Source organism: Streptomyces sp. NPDC001549, assembly GCF_042894025.1.
GTDB lineage: Bacteria > Actinomycetota > Actinomycetes > Streptomycetales > Streptomycetaceae > Streptomyces > Streptomyces kutzneri.
Window position 1 is genome coordinate 17,987 of sequence record NZ_JBIAVJ010000009.1, and the last position, 22,269, is coordinate 40,255.

At 71.4% G+C, this 22,269-nt stretch carries 17 protein-coding genes; 11 read left to right on the forward strand and 6 right to left on the reverse strand.

Annotation, left to right across the window (positions count from 1 at the left end):
- Positions 1-33: 33 nt before the first annotated feature.
- The 3 genes from ACFY04_RS17065 to ACFY04_RS17075 form a co-directional block, all read right to left on the reverse strand.
- Positions 34-1,281 carry an acyltransferase gene (locus ACFY04_RS17065; RefSeq protein ID WP_389117415.1) on the reverse strand — a complete coding sequence of 416 codons (1,248 nt, stop codon included), beginning with the start codon at positions 1,279-1,281 and terminating at the stop codon, positions 34-36.
- A gap of 2 nt (positions 1,282-1,283) precedes the next feature.
- A complete protein-coding gene (locus ACFY04_RS17070) occupies positions 1,284-3,371 on the reverse strand; it encodes a bifunctional polysaccharide deacetylase/glycosyltransferase family 2 protein (protein ID WP_389117786.1) in 2,088 nt (695 codons plus the stop codon).
- 94 nt (positions 3,372-3,465) lie between these two features.
- The gene (locus ACFY04_RS17075; RefSeq protein ID WP_389117417.1) at positions 3,466-3,912 is read right to left on the reverse strand and encodes a hypothetical protein; all 447 of its coding nucleotides are present in this window, start codon (positions 3,910-3,912) and stop codon (positions 3,466-3,468) included.
- A 367-nt stretch (positions 3,913-4,279) separates the two neighbouring features.
- On the opposite strand from ACFY04_RS17075, the gene ACFY04_RS17080 reads away from it, so the two are divergent.
- The 6 genes from ACFY04_RS17080 (at position 4,280) to ACFY04_RS17105 (ending at position 11,451) form a co-directional block, all read left to right on the forward strand.
- On the forward strand, positions 4,280-5,224 hold the full coding sequence (locus ACFY04_RS17080) for a glycoside hydrolase family 16 protein (protein WP_389117420.1): 945 nt from the start codon (positions 4,280-4,282) through the stop codon (positions 5,222-5,224).
- A gap of 867 nt (positions 5,225-6,091) precedes the next feature.
- Positions 6,092-7,732 (forward strand): adenosine deaminase, encoded by a 1,641-nt coding sequence (locus tag ACFY04_RS17085; protein WP_389117422.1) that lies wholly within the window; start codon positions 6,092-6,094, stop codon positions 7,730-7,732.
- A gap of 76 nt (positions 7,733-7,808) precedes the next feature.
- Positions 7,809-8,297: a DUF4265 domain-containing protein gene (locus ACFY04_RS17090; protein WP_389117424.1), complete on the forward strand. Its 489-nt coding sequence runs from the start codon at positions 7,809-7,811 to the stop codon at positions 8,295-8,297.
- 145 nt (positions 8,298-8,442) lie between these two features.
- The gene (locus ACFY04_RS17095; protein ID WP_389117427.1) at positions 8,443-9,348 is read left to right on the forward strand and encodes an NUDIX domain-containing protein; all 906 of its coding nucleotides are present in this window, start codon (positions 8,443-8,445) and stop codon (positions 9,346-9,348) included.
- Positions 9,349-9,472: 124 nt separating this feature from the next.
- On the forward strand, positions 9,473-10,237 hold the full coding sequence (locus ACFY04_RS17100; RefSeq protein ID WP_389117430.1) for an NUDIX domain-containing protein: 765 nt from the start codon (positions 9,473-9,475) through the stop codon (positions 10,235-10,237).
- Positions 10,238-10,458: 221 nt separating this feature from the next.
- Positions 10,459-11,451: a hypothetical protein gene (locus ACFY04_RS17105; RefSeq protein ID WP_389117433.1), complete on the forward strand. Its 993-nt coding sequence runs from the start codon at positions 10,459-10,461 to the stop codon at positions 11,449-11,451.
- A gap of 81 nt (positions 11,452-11,532) precedes the next feature.
- On the opposite strand, the gene ACFY04_RS17110 is transcribed toward ACFY04_RS17105, so the two are convergent.
- The 3 genes from ACFY04_RS17110 to ACFY04_RS17120 are packed head-to-tail and all read right to left on the reverse strand — an operon-like array spanning position 11,533 to position 15,169.
- The gene (locus ACFY04_RS17110; protein ID WP_389117435.1) at positions 11,533-13,872 is read right to left on the reverse strand and encodes an FtsX-like permease family protein; all 2,340 of its coding nucleotides are present in this window, start codon (positions 13,870-13,872) and stop codon (positions 11,533-11,535) included.
- Between the two features lie 2 nt (positions 13,873-13,874).
- Positions 13,875-14,666 carry an ABC transporter ATP-binding protein gene (locus ACFY04_RS17115; RefSeq protein WP_389117437.1) on the reverse strand — a complete coding sequence of 264 codons (792 nt, stop codon included), beginning with the start codon at positions 14,664-14,666 and terminating at the stop codon, positions 13,875-13,877.
- Entirely contained in the window at positions 14,663-15,169 is a 507-nt protein-coding gene (locus ACFY04_RS17120; RefSeq protein ID WP_189743464.1) for a PadR family transcriptional regulator, read from the reverse strand. The genes ACFY04_RS17115 and ACFY04_RS17120 overlap by 4 nt, the downstream gene beginning before the upstream one ends.
- 168 nt (positions 15,170-15,337) lie before the next feature.
- Here ACFY04_RS17120 and ACFY04_RS17125 point away from each other — a divergent pair, with 168 nt between their 5' ends.
- The 5 genes from ACFY04_RS17125 to ACFY04_RS17145 all read left to right on the forward strand — a co-directional run bounded on the left by ACFY04_RS17125 (position 15,338) and on the right by ACFY04_RS17145 (position 22,259).
- Positions 15,338-16,618, forward strand: coding sequence for an ABC transporter substrate-binding protein (locus ACFY04_RS17125; protein WP_389117439.1), 1,281 nt, complete (start codon positions 15,338-15,340; stop codon positions 16,616-16,618).
- Between the two features lie 213 nt (positions 16,619-16,831).
- Positions 16,832-18,514: a glycoside hydrolase family 13 protein gene (locus ACFY04_RS17130; RefSeq protein WP_389117441.1), complete on the forward strand. Its 1,683-nt coding sequence runs from the start codon at positions 16,832-16,834 to the stop codon at positions 18,512-18,514.
- Positions 18,515-18,635: 121 nt separating this feature from the next.
- Positions 18,636-19,967, forward strand: coding sequence for an ABC transporter substrate-binding protein (locus ACFY04_RS17135; protein WP_389117443.1), 1,332 nt, complete (start codon positions 18,636-18,638; stop codon positions 19,965-19,967).
- A gap of 10 nt (positions 19,968-19,977) precedes the next feature.
- Positions 19,978-21,312 carry an ABC transporter permease subunit gene (locus tag ACFY04_RS17140; protein WP_389117445.1) on the forward strand — a complete coding sequence of 445 codons (1,335 nt, stop codon included), beginning with the start codon at positions 19,978-19,980 and terminating at the stop codon, positions 21,310-21,312.
- Positions 21,309-22,259 carry a carbohydrate ABC transporter permease gene (locus tag ACFY04_RS17145; RefSeq protein ID WP_389117447.1) on the forward strand — a complete coding sequence of 317 codons (951 nt, stop codon included), beginning with the start codon at positions 21,309-21,311 and terminating at the stop codon, positions 22,257-22,259. Before ACFY04_RS17140 ends, ACFY04_RS17145 begins: the two co-directional genes overlap by 4 nt.
- Positions 22,260-22,269: the final 10 nt, after the last annotated feature.

Sequence of the window (22,269 nt, forward strand, 5' to 3'; positions counted from 1 at the left end):
CCGGGCCGGGCAGTGGTCGCAGTCACCGCCCCATCAGTCGGCGGCCCGGCGCCTGCCCCGTCGGCGGCGCGCGTACGGGAAGAGCCGCGGCGAGCGCTTGGCGGCCAGGTCCTCGACCCAGCCGAAGGTCAGCACCAGGAGGCCGACCAGCGGAATCGCCACCAGCAGCGTGAACCACGGGCTGGCCAGCAGCCACTGGAAGTTCGCGTAGACGAAGGGGACGCTCCAGAGGGGGTCGATCAGCGGGATGGCGACCACCAGGGCGACCTGGTGCCAGAGGTAGACGCTGACGGCGCGTGCGTTGAGCAGGCTGACCAGGCCGTTCCAGCGTTCCAGCGGCCTGGGCCACTCCTTCCAGGACGGGCTGACGTGGAGCAGGATGGCAACGAAGCCGAGGGACCAAAGGGCCTGGGCGATCGGCCAGGACTCGATGTCGGTCGGTACGGTCGGATCGACCGGCCGGGTCTGCAGGTACCAGAGGGCGGCCACCATGATCAGCGGCGCGATGGACGGCAGTACGTACTGCGGGATCTTCTTGAGCAGCCCCTCCTGGTGGGCCATGCCGAGGATCCAGCAGGAGCCGAACATGGCGAAGTCGTTGGCGGTCTCCCACACACGGCTGTAGATGAACTCCTGGTCGGCGAAGAACGTGTTCATGACGATCGTCAGCGCCAGGGGCGTGAACAGCGTCACCACCGGAAACCGTCGCAGTGCCCGGAGCATCAGCGGTGAGAGCAGGACGTACCACAGGTAGGCCCGGAGGTACCAGAGCGGGACGGTGATCTGCGCGGCCCAGCTGTGTTCCACGTGGTGCTGGAAGCCGGCCAGCTCGTCCGCGTACGGCGGGGTGCTCAGCGGCAGGATCCAGAAGCCCAGCTTGGCCCACCACCAGCTGGGGTGGCCCTCGGAGTGGGGGCCCCAGCCGTCGAGAATCTGGAGGGCGATCACGACGGCACCGAACAGCCACATCGGCGGCAGCAGCCGGCGCAGTCGGCCGCGGATCACGCCGAGAGCGGGACGGCTGAGCGAGCGGGCCATCAGCGAGCCGGCCAGCGCGAACATCACGCCCATCGACGGGAAGACGAGGGGCAGCCAGAACCAGCCGAAGTTGTGGTAGAGCACCACGCGGCCCAGCGCCAGCGCGCGCAGCAGGTCGAAATAGCGGTCCCGGCCGCCCTTGCGCTCGGGCGGTGCCTGCGGCTCCGGCTCCTGCCGCAGCACGGCGGGGACCCTCAGCTGGACGGTGTCGTAGGTACGCCCGAGGTCGATGGGTGCAGTCACGGTCAGGCCTCCACGGGTACAGCGACCTCGCCGGTGCGGCGGAGCTTCTGCCACCGCAGCCGGCCACCGGTCATCGCCGTGATCGCGGACTGCAGCAGGACGATGTACATCAGCTGTCGATAGACCAGTTGCTGGATCGGCAGGCTGATCAGATGCCAGGGCTTCTCGCCGTCGAGCCGGAAGGCGTACCAGGACAGTGCGGCCTGGAGCAGGATGAAGCCGCCCCAGCTGCCGAGGGTGATCGGGGTGTCCCCGAACAGCACGCCGTACAGCAGGAACAGGTCGACCAGCGGCGCCAGCAGCGGGGCGACCACGCCGAACAGCACGACGAGCGGCAGCCCGAGTCGCCCGAAGCGTCCGGCCGGGCCGCGGGAGGTCACAGCACCGCGGTGCTTCCACATCGCCTGCATGCTGCCGTAGCTCCAGCGGTACCGCTGGGACCAGAGCTGCTGGAGGCTGGCGGGCGCCTCGGTCCAGGCGCGGGCGCGCTCGGCGTAGACGATCCGCCAGCCGTCGCAGAGCATCGCGATGGTGATGTCGGTGTCCTCGGCGAGGGTCTCGTCGCTCATCCCGCCGGCCTGCTGCAGGGCCTCCTTGCGGAAGGCACCGACAGCGCCGGGGATGGTCGGGATGACGCCCAGCATGTCGTACATCCGGCGGTCCAGGTTGTGGCCGAGGACGTATTCGATGTGCTGCCAGGCGCCGATCAGGCTCTCACGGTTGCCGACCTTCGCGTTGCCCGCGACCGCGCCGATCGCCGGGTCGCCGAAGGGCTGGACCAGCTCGCCTACGGTGGACGGCTCGAAGACGGTGTCGCCGTCCATCATCACGATGATGTCGTACGACGCTGCCGCGATACCGGTGTTGAGCGCGCTGGACTTGCCGCCGTTGACCTGGCGGATCAGCCGGACGAACGGCAGGTCCATCTCCTCGACGATGTCCGCGGTGCCGTCCGTCGAGCCGTCGTCGATGACGATCACCTCGATCGGATGATCGCTGACGGCCAGGGATGCGAGGGTGTTGGCTATGCACTCGCGCTCGTTGTAGGCCGGGACCAGTACGGTGACCGGCTCGGTTACCGGTGGTCCCCAGACATCCCGCCGCTTGGAGCGGCGGGCGTGGATCGGTGCGAGAACGAGCATCAGCGCGAACCGGCCGAAGTTGAGGAAGCCGACGAGGGCCAGCAGCGCGACCAGCACCGGCAGCGTGTGCACGGCGAACTGGGTGGCCCAGATGAATCCCTTGCCGGCCCACAGCTGGAAACCGTGCACCGGCACGGTGGCGCTGGAGGCGCCGAGTGCCTCGGAGATGGTGGTGAAGCGGTAGCCCTGGGCCTGCAGCTTGTCGATGATCTGTACGAGCGCGGCGATGGTCTGGGTACGGTCGCCACCCGCGTCGTGCAGCAGGATCAGCTCGCCCGCACCGGGCCTGGACGGCATCGCCGCCTTGACTATCTCCTCGACGCCGGGACGCTTCCAGTCGTCGGTGTCGCGGTCGATGAACGCGGTGAGGTAGCCACGCGCGCCCACGTACTTGATCACCGGGTAGTTCCAGTCGTCCAGCGCCGAGGCATCGGAGGAGTACGGCGGGCGGAACAGCGCGCTGTGGACTCCCGCGACGCCGGCCAGCGCCAGCTGCGTCTGCGCCAACTCCCAGCTGATCCGGGCGTGGGACTGGTACACCAGATCGGGGTGGGTGAAGGTGTGCACGCCGAGTTCGTGGCCGCCCGCGACGATCTGCCGGATCAGCTCCGGGTTGCGCGTGGTCATCGCACCGGTCACGAAGAAGTCCGCACGGATGTCGCGGGCCGCGAGCACCTCCAGGATCTTCGGAGTCCACTCCGGCGAGGGACCGTCGTCGAAGCTCAGAACCACGGTGCGGTCGGGGATGTGATAGCTCACGGGGTGCTCGTTCTTGGTGCCCCGCGCGTCGATGATCGGGCCCCCCTTGAGCAGGTTGTCCGGCACGGTCGTCTTGTCGACCGAGATCGCGATCCGGGAGTCGTGGAACGCCTCGTTGGTGGCGAGGCCGCGCAGGACGAGGAGCGCGAGCAGGCAGGCCAGCAGGGACAGCGGCATGAAGAAGCGCAGCGGTGGCGCGGCCAGTCGGCGCGGCCTGAGCAGGGACTGCCGGCGGCGCTGGTGGCGGGACAATGACGCTCCTGAAGATGGGTGGTGCGGACGATCAGGGGTGCTGGGTCGGTCGGCCGGAGGGCGCTGCCCCGCGCGGCGCGGTGGTCGCGGTCTTCGATGTGGTCGCCGCGTTCTTCGGCGCGGTGGCCTTGGTCTTCCGCGTGGTGGCCGCGGTTTTCGCGGTGGTGGCCGAGGTCTTCGCCTGGGGTGTCGCAGACCGCGTGGCCGTCCGGGGCGCGGACGAGGAGGACGACGGGCTGGGCGACAGCGACGGCACGGGTGAGGGCGACGGGGCGGCCGGCCGTGAGGGCTGCACGGGGATGCCCATCGCCGGGGCGTCCGCCTGCACACCGATCAGACTGCTGCCCATGGCGACCGCCAGGACCGCGCCGACCACGGAGACCGGCCAGCCGAAGCCCCGCAGCAGACGGCCGCGCAGACCCGACTGGTCGACGAATACCGGTGCGGGAGCGGACTCCCGAGAATTTGACTCAAACATGTCAGGCTCCGCCCGGTGCGCCGGCCAGCGGTCGATGGAAATTGATGATTGCGCGCACCTTGCGAGGCCTTTCGGTGCAGGGTGCGTAGACCGCAGGACAGCAGGGCGAACGCTAGTACACCGGCCTGAATCGAATTTGGCCCGATGTATGCATTTGGCGTGATCTGCTCAGGTGCTGTAATCGGATTGAGATGACAATTGGATGTACCGATCAGTAGGCGAGACGCGGGGTCTCCGGGTATCTATCGACCACCTGCGAGACACCCTCCGAGTCGACGCTAAGATGCCCCCCTCGTGTGATCAGTCATTTGATCCTCATGCAAATAGGGCGTGTCCTGGTACCGCCGCTACGCCCCAAGGAGCCCGTGTGAGCCAGTCCCGCCGCACCTCTCGTCATCGCGTGTGGACCGTGCTCACGCTGCCTGCCCTCCTGTGCGTACTCGCCGCGTGTTCCGGCGGCTCCGCATCCGGCGGCGGCGCCGATACCGCGGCCCCCAGCGCCTCGCCGACCCCGTCCGGACCGCCGGGAACCCTGTTCGACAACTTCCACTACAGCGGCCCCGACGACCCCTCGCTCACCGCCAACGGCTGGGAGGTCCGTAACGGCGCGGGCAGCCCGGGGATCAAGGACACCTGGTCCAGCGCCGGCGCCGGCTTCCCCTCCGACACGACCGCCCAGGGGGGCAGGGTCCTGCAACTGCAGGCCTCCACCGACGGCACCAAGCAGGGCACCAGGCAGGTCGAGGTGCAGAGCACCGGCACCGGCCTCTTCACGGGGACCTACGCCGCTCGGGTCCACTTCAGCAACAAGCCCACGAGCGGTCGCAACGGCGACCACGTCGTCCAGACCTTCTTCTCGATATCCCCCTCGGACTCCTCGGCGAACTACAGCGAACTCGACCACGAGTACCTGCCGAACGGCGGCTGGGGTTCGGTGGGTCCGCAACTCGACACCGTCAGCTGGTACAAGGCCGATCCGCCGGACCGAGTCAGCCACACGTCCAAGCAGCGCCTCGATGGTTGGCACATCATGATGATCACCGCCGTGAACGGAAAGGCAACCTATTCCCTGGACGGCAAGGAGCTGTTCACCAGCTCGGGCAAGTACGTACCGCGCGAGAAAATGGACATCCACTTCAGCAACTGGTTCATCGACCTTCCCTTCACCGGCGGTCCGCGCGCATGGGACATGAAGGTCAACTGGTTCTACTACAAAGCCGGAGAGGCTGTTTCCCTGGCGGAGGTCCAGAAAACGGTGGACGGCTTCTACAGTGCCGGGGCCAACTACATCAACACCGTGCCGAAGTCCTGAACTCCGGTCGTCCGGGGCCTGGATGCCGCGACCGTTCCACGATTGGTAATCGGCCGCTCCACAACAACAAAGGCCCCGCCGGCCATTCCTGTCGGGACGTCAGGCTTCCTCGTCCATCCCGCCGCCACTGCCGTGCAGTTCATACACCCGCCGGACTCCCGAGTTCGGCGGGCAGCCTTCGCACCCCTTCCGCCCCTTCCCGGATCCGGTCACGGATCCGCCGGACGCCTGCGACGCCCTGGCGAGGGAGGAAGGCGGCGGCCACTGTGAGTCGGCGGCGTAGTGAACGCTGACGAACAGCACCGACGGACACGAGAGGGGGCGGTGCGATGTCCTCGACCCGCTGCAACGCGCCCTTCATCGCGGTACCCGTGGTCCGCGTCGGCCGCCGGCGCAGCCTTGGAACGGACGCCGGTCGCGCCGCGCTCGCGCTCCTCCTCTCGGAGCGCGCCCTGCAGCGACTGCTCGCATGGGCCCCGGCCTCGCCGATGCAGCGGATCTTGGCGCGGGTGCTGTTGTGTCGCCGCTTCCAGTGTCTGAACCGGCGACCCCTGAACGGCACCCGGACGGGGCAACCGGCGCGGAGGTGGATCGGCATCAAGGCCTGCTGGCGAATGCTCCCCACGCGTTGCCGAAGCAGGGCCGTCCTCCCACGCCCAGGGCCGCTCTTCGACGTGGTCCTGTTCCAGGCGGGCTTTCGTCGCCCAGGCCGATGAATCCGGGCACACCAAGGCCCACCTGCTGGCGCCCGTCGCCGCGGCTTCGACTCCGCCTTCTGGCCGCTGCCGTTCTGCCGCGCCGCCTCCGTGGCGGCCCGCAGCGCAACTCGGGCCAGGTCAACCCCGGACACCTGCGCCCAGGTGGTGGATGCAGTACCCGCCGGAAGGAACGAGCCTCTGCGGGGCCTCCCGGGTGACACGGGGAGGCGCCCGGCCCGGCATACCGTCCCGCTGCGGTCCGCTTCACCACCATGTGCCCGTGATCCCGTCCCACTTGATCGGTGCGCTCTCCGCCCTCGCCCTGCTCGCACCCGCCTCCGCGTACGCGGCCGCCGCCCCCGCCTCCGTGACGCCCCCGGCCCCCGCGCCGGTCCGGCCCGGGGACTTCTTCGCCGACCTCCCCAAGGGTGGTGACCTGCACAACCACCTCTCCGGAGCGGTCACCACCGAGTTCCTGATCGAACTCGCCGCCGGGGACGGCCTGTGCATCACCACCGACACCACCACCGCGGTGCCCCCGCCGTGCGGGGCCGGCATCCGCCCCGCCGCCGACGCCGTCACCGACGCGGCCTTCCGCCAGCAGGTCATCCGGGCCTGGTCGATGCAGGACTTCCCGGCGGACGGCAACGGCCATGACCACTTCTTCGCGACCTTCGGCAAGTTCGGCGAGGTGACCTGGCGGCACCCCGGCCGGATGCTCGCGGAGGTCGCGAACTCCGCGGCCCGGCAGAACCAGTTCTACCTGGAAACCATGATCACCCCGGCCTCCGACCAGGCGCGTTCACTCGCCGACCGGGTCGGCTACGACGCCCACCTCGACCGCATGTACGACAAGATCCTCGCCGGCGGGGGCCTGGACGCGGTCGTCCGGCAAGCCCGCGCCGACGCCGACAGCACCGAGGCCGAGTTCCGCAGCGCCGCGCACTGTGACAAGCCGCAGCCCGACGCCGGGTGCTCCCTGCCGTACCGCTGGATCTCCCACGTCGCCCGCCTCGGTACCCCGGAGCGGGTGTTCACCCAGATGGCGCTCGGCATGCGGCTGGCCGAACGCGACCCGCGCTTCGTCGCCGTCAACCAAGTGGAGCCGGAGGACGGCGAGGTCGCCCTGCGCGACTACCGCCTGCACATGCGGATGCTGAACTACCTCAAGACCCGGTACCCGAAGGCGCACATCACCCTGCACGCGGGCGAGCTGGTGCCCGCCCTGGTCAAGCCGGAGGACCTCACCTTCCACATCAGGGAGGCCGCCCAGACCGGCCGCCCCGAGCGGATCGGGCACGGTGTGTCGGTCCTGCACGAGGACCGCCGGGAGTCGCTCATGCGCTACATGGCCGAGCGGCGCATCGCGGTGGAGGTCCCCTTCCACAGCAACGAGCAGATCCTGCGCGTCTCCGGCGACGCGCACCCCTTCGCCGCCTATCGCCGCCACGGCGTGCCGGTCGTCCTCGCCACCGACGACCCGGGCGTGTCGCGGATCGAGATCACCGACGAGTACCGCAGGGCGGCGGAGATGTACGGCCTCGGCTACCCGGAGCTGAAGGACCTGGCCCGCGCCTCCCTGGAACACTCGTTCCTGCCCGGCCGGGGCCTGTGGAACCGTGACGTCCGCACCGGCTACCGTCCGACCGGGGCGTGTGCCCACGAGCAGCAGGGCGCCGAGCACCCGAGCGAGCGGTGCGCCCGGTTCCTGGACGCCAGCCCTAAGGCGCAGGTCGAGTGGCGGCAGGAGGCGGCCTTCCAGCGCTTCGAGGCCGACCACGCCCGCGCCACCCGCCCCGGCTCCCGCTGATCCCGGGACCTGGCCGGATCCGGCCCGCGCCCCGCACGGGCGCGGGCCGGTCCGCGGTGTCGTCGACGATCAGCGCATGATGGCTGTCATGGAGATCGCGGTCGAGAAGATCAAGGTGTGGTTCCGGTTCGTCCCGCGCGAGGGGTGGCTCCCGCAGGACACCGAGGGCCTGTGGGCGACGAGGCTCGGCGATGACACCGCGAGTGTGGAGAACTGCCCCTTCCTGCAGGACGGGGTGGCCGAGGGCGATGTGGTGCGGTACCGGACCGACTCCGAGGGGCTCCACTGGGCTGTCGGGCGGGTCAGTTCCTCCGGCAACTGCACGATCCGCGTGGTGCCCGCGCCCACCGGTCCCCTGGGGCGCAGCCCGCAGGCGGTGCACGAGCGCCTTTCGGCGTTCGGGCTCGGCGGCGAGGTCTTCAGTGAGGACTTCCCCATGCTGGCCCTGACCGCGGAGGCGGGCGCGGACTTCGCCGGGATCAAGGCCCTCCTGAACCAGGGCCGGGACGAAGGGTGGTGGCACTACGAGGTCGGCTGCGGCACGGACGAGTGGTGGAACGCCTGACCCCTGTGCCCCTGCCGGAACGTCGTGGCGGCCCCGGCGGGCCCGCAGGCTCGAACGCCGCCTCGAACGCGCGCGATGCCCCCGCTTCGGCCGTGACGGCCCCGCATCCGGACCGTTCTTCAGGGCACCAGTGAAGGAGCCTTCGATGACCGAATCCGTCGAACCGCACGGCACCGCCGCGCTGCTGGTCGACTCGCGAGGCCGGTACCTGTTGCACCTGCGCGACGCCAACAAGAACATCTGCGATCCGGGCACGTGGTCGATCCCGGGCGGAGGCCGGGAGGGCGAGGAGACGGCGGCGCGGGCCGTCGAGCGGGAACTCCTCGAAGAGACCGGCCTGATGGTGCCGTTGGAGCCGTTCACGATCGTCGGCTGCCACGGGCCCGGGCCGGACGGGCAGGACGGGCCGGCCGAGGGCCTTATCCAGGTGTATCTGGGGGCCTGGGACGGCGACGCCGACGAACTCCCGTGTCCCGAAGGCATCATGTTCCGCCATTTCGACGCGGCCACGATCCCTTTCCTGACGATGTGCCCGTGGACGACGGAGGTCATCGAGCTCCACCAGGCCCGGGGCCTCGCCCCGGCCGTACCGGCCCAGGCCCGGCCCGGCGGCCGGGCACGGCGGAACATCGTCGGTGCTCACCTCTACCTCGAGCGCGACGGTCAGGTCCTGCTCGGGCTGCGTCACCCGGACTCCGCCTTCGCCGCGTCCACCCACCACTTCCTCGCCGGACACTGCGAGCAGGAATCCGCCGTCGCCTGCCTGGTGAGGGAGGCGCAGGAGGAGGCCGGCCTGGGTATCGACCCGGGCGACGTGGAACTGGTCCACGTCGTGCACCTGGTGGACGGACCCGGCGGCCGGCCCCGGATCCAGCTCGTGTTCCGCGCGCGGCGGTGGCAGGGCACACCCCAGGTGCGCGAACCCGACCGCTGCCTGTCCTGGGGCTGGTGGCCGGCCGACGAGCTCCCCGAACCGGTCGTCCCGTACACCCGGGCCGCGGTCGAGGGCATCCGGGCCGGCCGCCTGTACACCGAGCTCGGCTGGGCATGAATCCGGACATGAATCCGGGCATGACGCTGGTGCATCAAACTGGGCATGAACCACCCATGACCACGATCCCCGCCTCCGTGCCGCGCACCGGCGGCTGCCGGAGCCGCCGCCCCCGGACCGCACCGTGAGCGGAGGCCCCCGGCACACGGTGCCGGTCGACGTGCACCTCGTCCTGCGCCGCGACGGCGGCCGCGGCGCGGAGGTGCTGCTGTCGCGCCGGGCCGGGCCGGTGTACGCGACCGGTCTGTGGCACCTGCCCTCCGGACATCTCGACCCGGACGAGGACATGGTCGAGGCGGTGATCCGGGAGGCCCGCGAGGAGACCGGTGTCCTCATCGCGGCCCCGGACGTGACCGCGGCGGTCACCGTCCACCACCGCCCTCCGCGGGGCGGCAATTCCCGGATCGGCGTCTTCTTCGAGGTACGGCGGTGGACGGGCCTGCCCCGGGTGAGGGAGCCGGACCGGTGTGACGGCATGGGCTGGTATCCGCTGGGCGCGCTGCCGGAGCCGATGGTGGCGTACTGCCGGGCCGGCCTGGACGCCTACCGGGCCGGCCTGCCCGCCGCCGTGCACTTCCAGCAGCCCGGCGACCTCATCGAGTACACCGCGGACGGCATCGACCGGACCCGTCTCCTGCCCGGCCCGCCACCACCCCCGCACCCGCCCGGCGGGACGGATCTGCCCCACCCGCTGCGCGTGTTCGCCGAGCGTGCCGTCGGCTGGATCGCCCAGGTGGTCGACTTCTCCTGGGCGCGCGCCGGCAAGCGGCACCGCGGACTGCGGTTCCACGAACGGGAGGTGGCCGTACCGGACGTGGGCGCCGGGGCTCGGGCACAAGGACGCGCTGGAGGCAATTGTGGAGGAGGCTCAGGGCGATCTTCCGCGTAAGGCGCTCCCGCCGACCGTGCCGAGTGACGACGACCTGGCGGAACTGGCCGACAACCCGCCCGATCTCGTCTCCCGGCTCGGCCTGGACGACGCGGCCGTCGCCGAACCGCTACCCTGGCGGGACCCTGGACTGGCACGCTTTCTCGGTCGGCGAGCCGGCCGATGTGGATGCGGCGGACGCCGAGGACGCTGAGGCGGTCGTAAGTGCCGCGCCGCAGGTCTTGAACCGTACGGTCTTCCCCGCCCCGGTCCGGTTCTCCGGAATGCCGCTGCCCCGGTGGTGGGCGGTGGAGGACGGCCGGACCAACTTCGCCGCTGTCCGCCCGGACAGCACCGACCTGGCCCGGCTCATCTTCCTGGAGTTCGCGCTCGTCTACAGCAACGACTGGTTCCTCCTGCCCTGTGACCTGCCGGCGGGGACGCTGGCCTCGATCCGGGGGCTGATGGTGACCGACGTGTTCGGGGAGCGGCTGTGGATCGAGCCGGCCGGCGAGAGCGGGGACGAGGCGGAGGGTGAGCCCCGGGGTCCGCGGCCCTGGTCGATGTTCTCCCTCAACGCCCTCGGGAAGACGGGCGACGACGCGGTGGACGGGCCCGGACCCGGTCTGCTGCTGCCGTCGAGCGTCCCGAAGGTCGCGGAAGGGCCGGTACTGGAGGAAGTGACGCTCATCCGGGACGAGATGGCCAACATGGTCTGGGGCGTCGAGCGCACCGTGACCCTCCCCCACGGAGAGGCCCGCCGGGGCACCGAGGCCGCGGCCGAGGTCCTCGCGCACCGGCTGCGCCTGCACCCCCCGCAACCGCCCGCCGCTCCGGCCGCCCCCGAGGCGTACACGGCGATGAGCTCGGTACCGGAGAACTGGATCCCGTTCATCCCCGTGCACGTGCCCGACCAGAACCGAGACATCCGGCTCCAGCGCGCGGCGATGCCGAGCGTCGTCGGCGGCGGCCGACTGGTCCGCCCCCGCACGTCGCTGCTGCGCGAGGGCTTCGACGCGGGACGGCAGTACTTCGTCAACGAGGAGGAGGTCCCGCAGGCCGGAACCAAACTCACCCTCGCGTACAACCGGACCCGCTGGCACGACGGCCGTGTCGCGCTCTGGCTCAGCGCCCGCACCCACGCGGGCCGCGGCCAAGCCTCCAGCGGCCTGGCCTTCGACTACCTCGCCGACACCCGGCCGCCGGGCCAGCCCGGCCAGGCACAGGGCGGGTGACGCGGCCGGGCGCGCACGCGGGGTAGGTGCGGGACCGCTTGCCGCTGCCGCAGGCGAAACTCGACACGCCCGTTCGGAGGGTCAGAGAGTCTCGCTCAGCGAGTCGGCCGGCCGGCGCCGTGCCGCCCGTGTCGCCGGCAGCGCCGCCGCCACCACCGCGCCCAGCACCGCCCCGACGATCACGGTCAGCAGCACGGGGAGCGGTGGCAGCTGGGCGATGCCCGCGCCGATCCCGCTCGACGCGCCCTGGGTGTCCACCAGCCACCTGCCGGACAGCACCCCCACCGTCGTGCCCACCACGGCGGATGCCAGCGCCGTCAGTCCGGCGGCCGTCACGATCATCGCGCCGATCTGCCGGGGCGTCAGCCCGATCGCCTTCAGCGCGAGGAGATCCCGGCCCCGGTCCCGTACGCCGGTGCCGATCAGCGTCAGCAGCTCGATCAGCCCGATCAGCGCCAGGACCGCGATCAGGGCGGCGATCACCGCGCGCGCCGGTTCCAGCCGGTCGGCCGGGTTGGGCGTCTCCCGGACCTCCAGCGTTCCACCGGCCGCCGCGGCGAGCGCGGCGCTCACCGTCACGGGGTCCGCGCCCTCGCGCAGCACGAGGGCGTGGAAGCCGGGCCGCAGCCCCGGATCGCGCTCGCGCAGTGCGTCGACGGTCGTGGTGATCACCCGGCCCGCGGATTCGGGTTCGATGGTGCGGCCGACGACGTGCAGGATCTGTGGCCGTCCCTCGACGGTCATCCGCACCCAGGCACCGACCCGTACCCCGAGGAGGTCGAGCAGCCCCTGTCCGGCCACCGCCTCGTCCGGACCGCTGACCGCGCGCCCTTCCACCACCTTGGAGGGGTACGGGTCCCGGGCCGTACCCAGGCCCCGGAGCGTGATGGTGCCGGTCTGGCCCGGCACGAGCGCCGCCATCTCGGCGCCGGGGTGGACCGCGGCGACGTCCGGGGCCTGCGCGAGGGTCCGCTCCAGTTCCGCGTCGGACGCCCCGGACGACTGCGCGGCCCGTACGGTCAGTGCCGCGGGCAGTCCCATCTGCGCGGGCCGGCTGCGGAACTGGTCCAGCGTCGACCAGGCGACGAGGGCGACCGTGATGAGGACCAGTGGCAGGGCGAGCCGGGCGACGGCGACGAGCGTCCGGCCGCGCCGCGGGAAGGCCGCGCGCCACCCCAGGACCAGGGCGGGCGGTACCCGTACGCCCAGGGCCCGCCTGCCGAGCGCGGTCATCGGCGCGGCGGACGGCAGTGCCGCCCGGGCCACCGGCACCGGTGGGACCCGTCCGGCCCGCCAGGCCGAGAGCCCGGTCGCGGCCGCGATCAGCAGCACGGCGCCGCACGGGATGCCGATCATGAGCGCGGTGTGGCCGGGCAGGTCCTGCCACACCGCCGTCGCCTCCCCGATCCGTCCGGGTATCCGGGCGCCCAGCAGGGCGATCGCCGCCGTGCCGAGGGTCACGCCGAGGAGGGCGAAGGCCAGATGCTGTACGAGGAAGCCGCGGGTCACCTGGCCGGGGGTGAAACCGACGGCCTTGAGGATCGCGATGTCCCGCAGCTGGCCGCGGACGCGGGCGCCGATCGCTCCGGCGGCGGCGAGCGCGGCCGCGAGCAGCGCGCCGAGCCCGAAGACGGCGAACATCTGCCCGAGCAGCCGGTCGTCGCCGCCGGCCTCGGCCCGTGCCTGCTGCCACTTGGTGACCTGGGCGACCCGGTCGGCGCCGAGGACGGTCACGGCCCGCTGGACGGTGAAGTCGGTGTCGTCCGGATCCCGCAGGCGCAGGCCCACGCTCTGTCCGGTGTCGCCGTGGGCGACCTCGTCGAGGGTGTCGTCGAGGACCCAGCCGATGCCGGGCCCGCCGCCGGGGTGGTAGCGGGGTTCGGCCACCTCGGCGATTCCGCTGACCTGCAGTGCGTGCGGGGCTCCGTCCGGTCCGATGACCCGTACGGTGTCGCCCGGCTCGGCCCACAGGGCCCGCGCGACCGAGGCCTCCAGTACGAGGGCGCCGTTGCCGGCACCCGCGCCGTCGCCGGTGGTGCCCGGCCGGGCGAGCCAGGTGCCGTCCGTGACGAGCGGCCGTCCGGTTTCCGGGGGCTCCGTCGCGGCCGCGCGCAGCGTCACCCCGACCCGGGCGCCGCGCGACTCGACCGTCGTAGCCGTCGTGCGGTAGGGCCCGGAGAGGGCGGCGACCCCGTCCACGCGGGACAGGGCGGCCGTGTCCGCACCGGCCCGGGTGTGCAGCCAGATGTGTGCGCCGTGGGACTGGTTGAAGACGCGCTGCCAGGGGTTGGCGGCGTAGCTGAACAGTGCGCCGGCGAGCAGGAGCGAGGCGATGATCCCGGCGCTGGCCAGGACGACGAAGAGGGCTTCGCCGCGGTGTGCGCGGAAGTCGGCGTGCGCCCAGCGCAGCGTGGCCCGCACGGTCACTCCTTCAGTTCCAGGTCCAGGTCCAGCACGCCGGAGACACCGCGGGCCGGCCCGCGGCGTCCGCCGCCGAGCTGTGCGTCGTCGGCTATGCGCCCGTCGAAGAAGCTGATGACGCGGTCGGCGGCGCTGGCCATCCGGGCGTCGTGGGTGACCATCATGATCGTCTGGCCGCGCTGGTGGAACCGGGAGAGCAGCCGCAGCACCTCGCGGGTGCCTTTGCTGTCGAGGCTGCCGGCCGGTTCGTCGGCGAGCAGCAGTGCGGGGTGGTTGACCAGGGCGCGGGCGAGTGCGACCCGCTGCTGTTCGCCGCCGGACAGCTCGCCGGGCATCGAACGTTCGCGGCCTTCGAGGCCGAGTTCGGCGAGCAGTTCGGCACGGGACGCGCGGGCGGCCTTCGGGGAGGCTCCGGCGAGGAGGGCGGGGAGTTCGACGTTGTCGGCGACGGTGAGGTTGGAGACCAGGTTGAAGAACTGGAAGACGACGCCGATGCTGCGGCGCCGCAGGACCGCCCAGCGGGCCTCGCGGTACTCGTCGACCCGCTCTCCGCCGATCCACAGTTTCCCGCTGTCGGGGCGCTGGAGGCCGCCTATCAGGTGCAGGAGCGTGGATTTGCCGGCTCCGGAGGGCCCGGTGACCGCGACGAACTCGCCGGGCCGGACGGACAGGTCCACCCCGCGTACGGCGTGCACCGGTACGCCCTCGCCGTGGTGCGTCTTGGTCAGGCCCTCGGCCCGCACGATGGGCTCGACGGACACGCCGGGAGCGGCGGTGGTGGCGTCGTCGCTCATTCCAGCTCCTCCTGGCAGCGTTCCAGCCAGTCGAGGTCGGCCTGCAGGTGCAGCATGGCGCCCTCGATCAGCAGTTGGGAGATCTTGTTGTCGCGGTCCTCCGCCGCGGCCAGCTTGGACAGGTCCCGCATGGTGTTGAGGTACTGCCGCCGCTGCTTGTTGATCAGTGCGACCGGATCGGCCAGACCCGACTGCGGTGCGAGGGCGAGCTTCATGAAGAACTCGTCCCGTACCCGGGGCTCCTCGGCGGTGTCCTCGAACCAGGCCAGCACGGCCTCGCGTCCGGCGTCCGTCAGCTTGTACGTGCGCTTGTTGGGGCGCCCCGACTGTTCGACGTCCTCGCCCTCGATGAGGCCGCTCTTCTCCAGCCGTCCGAGGGTGACGTAGATCTGGCCGACGTTGGGCTGAGGGTACGCGGCGCCCAGGAGCTTCTCAAGGTCCTGCTTCAGCTCGTAACCGTGCGCAGGGCTACGGGTGAGGAGCGCAAGGAGCGCCAGCCGCACTCGCTCCCCCTCCTTCCCGCTCCGTAGTCAACGGTTCACTCGGCAGCGGGCCGAGTTGCGCCGCCGTCCGTCTCGTCTGCCTGGGCGTCTAGTATCGCCCATGCCTAACGGGTATATATAGGCCACGATGGTCGGCGACGCAGCCGGATCGTGTACTGGGAGGAATCTATGCGGTGGATGCGTGCCGCGGGTAGAGCTCTCCTGGTCGGGGCGGTCGTACTGGCGGGATACACCGGTCTCGGCGTCCGCGCCGGGACGGGCGCGGCTTCCGGGGACCGCGACCGCGGCCCTCTGACGCTCGTCACGGCGGGCGATCTCACCAGCTACCTCCCCCCGCTTCTGGAGGACTGGAACGAGGCCCATCCCGGCGAGCGCGTCACGCTCGTCGAGCTGCCCGACTCGGCGGACGAGACCCGCGCCCAGATGATCAGCGAGCTGCGATCGGGCCGTGACCGGTTCGACGTGCTGAACATCGACGTCGCCTGGACGTCCGAGTTCGCGGCGGCCGGGTGGATCTCCCCGCTCCGGCGTGAGCGCTTCCCGCTGGACGCCTTCCTGCGGCCCGTCGTCGACACCGCGACCTTCGACGGCCGGCTGTACGCGGTCCCGTACGTCACCAACGCGGGACTGCTGTACTACCGCAAGGACATCCTGGACCGGGAGGGCGAGCAGCCGCCGCGCACCTGGGACGAGCTGGTCCGCCAGGCGCGCACGATCGCCCCGAAGTACGGACTGGACGGTTATGCCGGCCAGTTCCTGCCGTACGAGGGGCTCACGGTCAACGTGACCGAGGCCGTGCACTCGGCGGGCGGATCGATTCTGGGCGACGACGGAGCCCGCGTGACCGTGGACTCGGACGCGGCGCGCGCCGGACTGCGGTTCCTCGCGGACGGTGTGCGGGAGGGCTGGATCTCCCGCGACGCGCTCGGCTACAAGGAGGAGGAGTCGCGGCGGGCCTTCCAGGACGGCCGGCTGCTGTTCCTGCGGAACTGGCCCTACGTGTACGCGGACGCGAGCGCGGAGGGGTCGAAGGTCGCGGGCAGGTTCGGTGCAGTGCCGCTGCCCGGGCGCGACGGGCCCGGCACCAGCGTGCTGGGCGGCTCCAACCTCGCCGTGAGCAGCCATGCGCGGCATCCGGCGTCGGCGGCCGACCTGATCTCCTACCTCACCAGTGAGCGGGTCCAGCGGCAGGTGCTCACCAAGGGCTCGCTGCCTCCGGTGCGCGCCGCGCTGTACGAGGACCCCGAGCTGATCCGGGCGTATCCGTACCTGCCCACGCTGCGCCAGAGCGTGCTGTCCGCGGTGCCACGTCCCAAGAGTCCGCGCTACGACCAGGTGAGCCTCGCCGTGCAGGCCGTGGCGCAGGACGTGCTGGCGCTGCGCCAGACGCCGGAGCAGGCCGCGGCGCGGCTCGCGCGCGAGCTCGGGACCATCTCCCGCAAGGGCTGACCGCACTCCTCCGCTCCTCCTTCAAGGGTCTCTACTTACATGTTAAGTAGAGACCCTTCGTCGTGCATGCGGGCAATCACGTACAAAACACCCCAGCTTTTCGCTGTTTTTGGACACATCGTTGACACCTTCCAGTCGCTGCTACTTAACATGCATGCATAACAGCGCACCGATCCGGGGCGCTCTCGCATTCAGCAGACAGGTCGACGCGAGATGCTCAGCACCCTTCCGGCCGCCACCGGCCACACCTCCCCCACCGCCACCACATCGGCCCCTTGGTGGCGCGACGCGGTGATCTACCAGGTCTACGTCCGCAGCTTCCTCGACAGCACCGGGGACGGCATCGGGGACCTGGCCGGCGTCCGGGCCGGGCTCCCCTACCTGCGCAAGCTCGGTGTCGACGGCATCTGGCTCAGCCCCTTCTACCCGTCGCCGCAGCACGACCACGGCTACGACGTCGCCGACTACCGCGGCGTCGACCCGGTCTACGGCGACCTCGCGGAGTTCGACCGGCTGGTGGCCGACGCCCGCCGGCTCGGGCTGAAGCTGCTCCTCGACATCGTTCCCAACCACTGCTCCAGCGAGCACCCGTGGTTCCGGAGCGCGCTCGCCGCGGAGCCGGGCAGTGCGGAGCGCGCCCGCTTCCACTTCGCGCCCGGCCGCGGCCCGGACGGGGCCGAGCCTCCCAACAACTGGCACGCGATGTTCGGCGGTCCCGCCTGGAGCCGGACCACCGGGCCCGACGGCGCCCCCGGCGAGTGGTACCTGCACCTCTTCACGCCCGAGCAGCCCGACCTGAACTGGCGCGATCCGGCCGTGGGCGACGACTTCGAGGAGGTGCTGCGCTTCTGGCTGGACCGCGGGGTCGACGGCTTCCGCATCGACGTCGCCGCCGGGCTGTTCAAGCACCCCGCGCTGCCCGACTCGGACGACCCCGGGGCCGACGAGCGGGCCCGCGACGCCGTCAACCAGCTGGCCTGGAACCAGCCCGAGGTCCACGGCGTCTGGCGGCGCTGGCGCTCGGTCTGCGAGGAGTACACCGCCCGGGACGGCCGCGAACGGCTGCTGGTCGGCGAGGTGTCCGTGCCCACCGCGCGCGAGCACGCCGAGTACGTCCGCCCCGACGAACTGCACCAGGCGTTCTTCTTCGACCTGCTGAGCGCCCCCTGGGACGCCGACGCCTTCCGCACGACGATCACCGACGCGATGCGCGACATCGCCGGAACCGGCTCCACCGTCACCTGGGTCCTCAACAACCACGACCAGGTCCGCACCGTCACCCGCTACGCGGGCGAGCCCGGGGTGGAAGGCAGCGGACTGGGGGCCGTCCGCGCCCGCGCCGCGGCCCTCCTGATGCTCGCACTGCCCGGCGCCGCCTACGTCTACCAGGGCGAGGAGCTCGGCCTCCCCGAGGTCCTCGACCTGCCCGACGAGGTCCTCACCGACCCGATCTTCCACCGTACAGGCAGCCGCAAGCACGTCCGGGACGGCTGCCGCGTGCCGCTGCCCTGGTCCGGGCACGCCTCCCCGTTCGGCTTCTCCGGGGAAGCGGCCGGGGCCAAGCCGTGGCTGCCGCAGCCCGAATGGTTCGCCGAGCACGCGACCGACCGCGCCCTGGCCGACACCCGTTCCTTCTGGCACCTCTACCGCGACGGGCTGCAGCTGCGGCGCACCCTGCCCCAGCTCGGCGAAGGCCCCCTGCGCTGGCTGGACGCGCCTCCCCAGGTCCTGGCGATCACCCGCGGCGACGGGCTGGTCTGCGCGGTGAACTTCGGCACCGAACCGGTACCCGCCCCGGTCCCGGGGACTCCGCTGCTCGCCAGCGGCCCCTGTCCCGACGGGGTCCTGCCCGCGGCGACCGCCGCCTGGTGGACGGCCGAATGCCCGGCCCCGTGACCCGCGACCCCTGACCTCCCCGCCCTCCTCCCCCCGTCCTCCTCCCCTCGCCTCCTCCCCTCGCCTCCTTCCACCGCCTTCTTCCACCGCCTCTTCCTGACCTCCAGACAAGGACTCCCTCATGCGACGACCCAGCAAGACGACCCGGCGCACCGCGGCCACCGCATCGGCGGCCCTCGCTCTCGCCCTCGGTGCCACGGCCTGCGGCAACGCCACCGGACCCGGGAGCGGCGGCGAACTGAGCGGCCAGACCGTGACCGTGGCGGGCGTCTGGACCGGCAGCGAGCAGCAGAACTTCAAGAAGGTCCTGGACGCCTTCACCGAGAAGACCGGCGCCAAGACGGTCTTCGTACCTTCCGGCGACAACGTCTCCACCTTCGTCGGAAGCAAGATCGAAGGCGGCAACGCGCCCGACGTGGTGCTGGTTCCCCAGGTGGGTGTGCTCCAGCAGTTCGCGAAGGAGGGCTGGCTCCAGCCCCTGTCCGACGAGGCCGCCCGGAAGGCCGGCTCCACCCTCGCCCCGGTGTGGAAGAACTACGGCACCGTCGACGGCACGTACTACGGCCTCTACTTCAAGGCCGCCCACAAGTCGACCGTCTGGTACACCCCGGAGGCCTTCGTCCAGGCCGGTGTCAACGAGCCCACGAGCTACGCCGACATGCTGAAGGCCGGCCGCACCCTCGCCGACTCCGGCCGCCCCGCCTTCGCCATAGCCGGCGAGGACGGCTGGACCCTCACCGACTGGTTCGAGAACGTCTACCTCTCCCAGGCCGGACCGGAGAAGTACGACCAGCTCGCCCAGCACAAGCTCAAGTGGACCGACGACAGCGTCGTCAAGGCGCTGACCACCCTCGGCGAACTGTTCAAGGACAAGCAGCTCGTCGCCGGCGGGGCCCAGACGGCGCTGGGCACCGACTTCCCCTCGTCGGTGGCACAGGTCTTCGGACCCGACCCCAAGGCCGGCATGGTCTACGAGGGCGACTTCGTCGGCGGCATCGCCAAGGACCAGTTCGGCAAGAAGCTCGGCAAGGACGCCAAGTTCTTCCCGTTCCCCGCGGTCGACGGCGGCAAGGCGCCGGTCGTCAGCGGCGGTGACGCGGCCGTCGTCCTGAAGGACGCGAAGAACGGCAAGGCCGGCATGAAGCTGCTCGAATTCCTGTCCGGCTCCGAGGCCGCCGAGGTCTGGGCCCGCGCCGGCGGCTTCCTGTCCCCGAACAAGGAGCTCGACATCGCCTCGTACGGTGACGAGATCACCCGCAGCACCGCCAACTCGCTCATCGCGGCGGGCGACTCGATCCGCTTCGACATGTCGGACCAGGCCCCGGCCGCGTTCGGCGGGACCAAGGGAGCGGGCGAGTGGAAGCTCCTCCAGGACTTCCTGCGCGACCCGTCGGACCCGCGCGGCACGGCAGCGAAGCTCGAGGCCGAGGCCGCCAAGGCCTACGGGAACTGAGGCGGCTCCCATGGCTGACACCATGACCGCCGCCCGCGGCACGGCCGACGGGCGGCGCCGGGCCCAGCGGAGGAAACGCCGCCTCGCGGTCGTCTTCGTCCTGCCCGCCCTGCTGCTGCTCGGCGCGCTGGTCGTCTACCCGGTCCTCTTCTCCTTCGGCCGCAGCCTCTTCGACGCCGACGGCGACCGCTTCGTAGGAGCCGCCAACTACGCGGCGATCGTGCAGGACCAGGCCACCCTCAAGGCGATCCGCAACAGCGCCCTCTGGGTCGTCGTCGCCCCGACCCTGCTGACCGGGCTCGGGCTGATGCTCGCCGTGCTCACCGAGAAGGTGCGCTGGGCGACCGCGTTCAAGCTCGTGCTCTTCCTGCCGATGGCCGTGTCGTTCCTCGCCGCGGGCATCATCTTCCGGCTCGCCTACGACCAGGACCCGGCCCGGGGCGTGCTCAACGCCGCCGTCACCGGCGTCCACGACAGCTTCGTGGACACCGCCGCCTATCCGACGGCCCGGGCCCGGGAGGGCCAGGGCCTCACCGGCGGGCCGGGCGGCCCGTACAGCACCGAGGAGGCCGTCCTTCCCGGCCGCTCGGTCGGTCTCGGCTTCCTCGGGGTGGCACCCGGCGCGATGCCGGCCGGAGCGAAGGCCGCGGCCCCCGCCGAGCCCCGGCCGGACACCATCGGGGGTGTGGTCTACCTGGACTTCGCCCCCGGCGGGGCCGGTACCCCGGGCCGCATCGACCCGGGCGAGAACGGGCTGCCCGGCATGACGGTCGAGGCCGTACGGGACGGCCGGGTGGCCGCCACCGCCGTCACGGCCGAAGACGGGTCGTTCCGCTTCACCGGGCTGGCCGACGGCCCGTACACGGTCAGGTTGCCCGCGGCCAACTTTGCGGCCCCGTACCAGGGGGTGAACTGGCTCGGTCCGGCGCTGGTGACACCGGCCATCATCGGTGCCTACCTGTGGGTGTGGACCGGCTTCGCGATGGTCCTGATCGGCGCCGGCCTCGCGGCCATCCCGCGGGACGCCCTGGAGGCCGCGCGGATGGACGGTGCCTCCGAGGGCCAGATCTTCCGCAAGATCACCGTGCCACTGCTCGCTCCGGTGCTCACCGTCGTCTTCGTGACCCTGGTGATCAACGTGATGAAGGTCTTCGACCTCGTCTACATCATCGCGCCCGGACCGGTCCAGGAAGAGGCGAACGTGCTGGCCACGCGCATGTGGCTGGTCTCCTTCGGCGGCGGCAACGACCAGGGGCTCGGCAGCGCGCTCAGCGTGGTGCTCCTCCTGCTCGTCGTCCCGGCGATGGTCTTCAACATCCGGCGCTTCCGAAGGAGTGGAGCATGAGCGGCCACGGCACGATCGAGCGTCCGCCGTCCCGGCGGACGGCGGCGGTCCGCCCCGTCCCCGGCCCGTCGGCGCTGGGGGCCGTACGCGGACCCGGGCGCCGGCGCGGGAAGCGGCTGTCGCGCCTGCTGAGCAACTCCCTCGTCCAGGGTGCGCTGATCCTGGTCGCCCTGGTGTGGATCACCCCGCTGGCGGGCCTGCTCATCTCCTCCATGCGTTCCGAGGGCGACAACGCCTCCGACGGCTGGTGGACCGCGCTCACCGACCCGTCCCAGCTGTCCCTCGACAACTACAGCGCCCTGCTGAAGGACTCCGGTATCGCGGCGGCCTTCGGTAACACCGTCCTGATCTCCGTGCCGACCACCGCCCTGGTGGTCGCCATCGCGGCACTCGCCGGATACGCCTTCGCGTGGCTGGAGTTCCCCGGCCGGGACGCCGTCTTCCTGGTGGTCGTCGGACTGCTGGTGGTGCCCGTTCAGATCGGGCTGCTGCCCGTGGCCAAACTCTTCGGCGCGGTCGGGCTGTTCGGCACGGTCGCGGGTGTCGTCCTCTTCCACGTCGCCTACGGCCTGCCGTTCGCGATCTTCCTGCTCCGCAACTACTTCGCCGAGATACCGCGCGAGATGCTGGAAGCCGCCCGGATGGACGGCGGCAGCGAGTGGCGGATCTTCTCCCGGCTGGTGCTGCCGCTCGGCCGCCCGGCGATCGCGAGCCTGGCCATCTTCCAGTTCCTCTGGGTCTGGAACGACATGCTCGTGGCGCTGCTCTTCGCGGACAGCGGGTCCCAGCCGCTCACGGTCGCCCTGCAGTCCCAGATGCGGCAGTTCGGGAGCAACATCGGCGTCCTCGCGCCCGGGGCGTTCCTGTCCCTGGTGGTCCCGCTGATCGTCTTCTTCGCCTTCCAGCGGCACTTCGTCCAGGGGGTGATGGCGGGCTCGGTGAAGTGACCGCCGCTTT